1 protein-coding gene is annotated in these 1079 nt (G+C 67.3%); it reads left to right on the forward strand.

Features of this window, described 5'->3' with window-relative positions:
- Window positions 1-1079: elongation factor Tu (gene tuf / locus MKL09_RS09285; protein ID WP_244019697.1), on the forward strand; the 1079-nt coding region annotated here is incomplete at both ends.

The raw sequence follows: 1079 nt of genomic DNA on the forward strand, positions 1-1079 counted from the left end.
TTGACGGCGGCGATCACGAAGGTTTTGGCGGAGACGGGCGGGGCGACGTTCACGGCCTACGACCAGATCGACAAGGCCCCGGAGGAGAAGGCGCGCGGGATCACGATCTCGACGGCGCACGTGGAGTACGAGACCACGAACCGGCACTACGCGCACGTGGATTGCCCGGGCCACGCCGACTACGTGAAGAACATGATCACCGGCGCCGCGCAGATGGACGGCGCGATCCTGGTGGTGTCGGCGGCCGACGGCCCGATGCCGCAGACCCGCGAGCACATCCTGCTGGCCCGCCAGGTCGGCGTGCCGGCGCTGGTGGTGTTCCTCAACAAGGTCGACCTGGTCGACGACGAGGAGTTGCTGGAGCTGGTCGAGATGGAGGTGCGCGAGCTTCTGTCGAAGTACGACTTCCCGGGCGACGACATCCCGATCACCAAGGGTTCGGCCAAGGTGGCGCTGGACAACGGCGACAAGGCGATCGGCCATGACGCGGTGCTCAAGCTGATGGAGACGGTGGACGCCTACATCCCGCAGCCGGAGCGTCCGATCGACCTGCCGTTCCTGATGCCGATTGAGGACGTGTTCTCGATCTCCGGCCGCGGCACGGTGGTGACCGGCCGCGTCGAGCGCGGCATCGTCAAGGTCGGCGAGACGGTGGAGATCGTCGGCATCCGCGACACCCAGACCACGACGGTGACGGGCGTGGAGATGTTCCGCAAGCTGCTCGATCAGGGCCAGGCGGGCGACAACGTCGGCGTGCTGCTGCGCGGCACGAAGCGCGAGGACGTGGAGCGGGGCCAGGTGGTGTGCAAGCCGGGTTCGGTGAAGCCGCACACCAAGTTCAAGGCCGAGGCCTACATCCTGACCAAGGAAGAGGGCGGCCGGCACACGCCGTTCTTCACCAACTACCGGCCGCAGTTCTACTTCCGGACCACGGACGTGACCGGGGTGTGCGAGCTGCCGGAAGGCACCGAGATGGTGATGCCGGGCGACAACGTGACCATGGACGTCACGCTGATCGTGCCGGTGGCCATGGAGGAGAAGCTGCGCTTCGCCATCCGCGAGGGCGGCCGCACCGTCGG

Origin of the sequence: Methylobacterium sp. J-048, from assembly GCF_022829515.1 — a bacterium.
Taxonomy (GTDB): Bacteria; Pseudomonadota; Alphaproteobacteria; order Rhizobiales; family Beijerinckiaceae; genus Methylobacterium.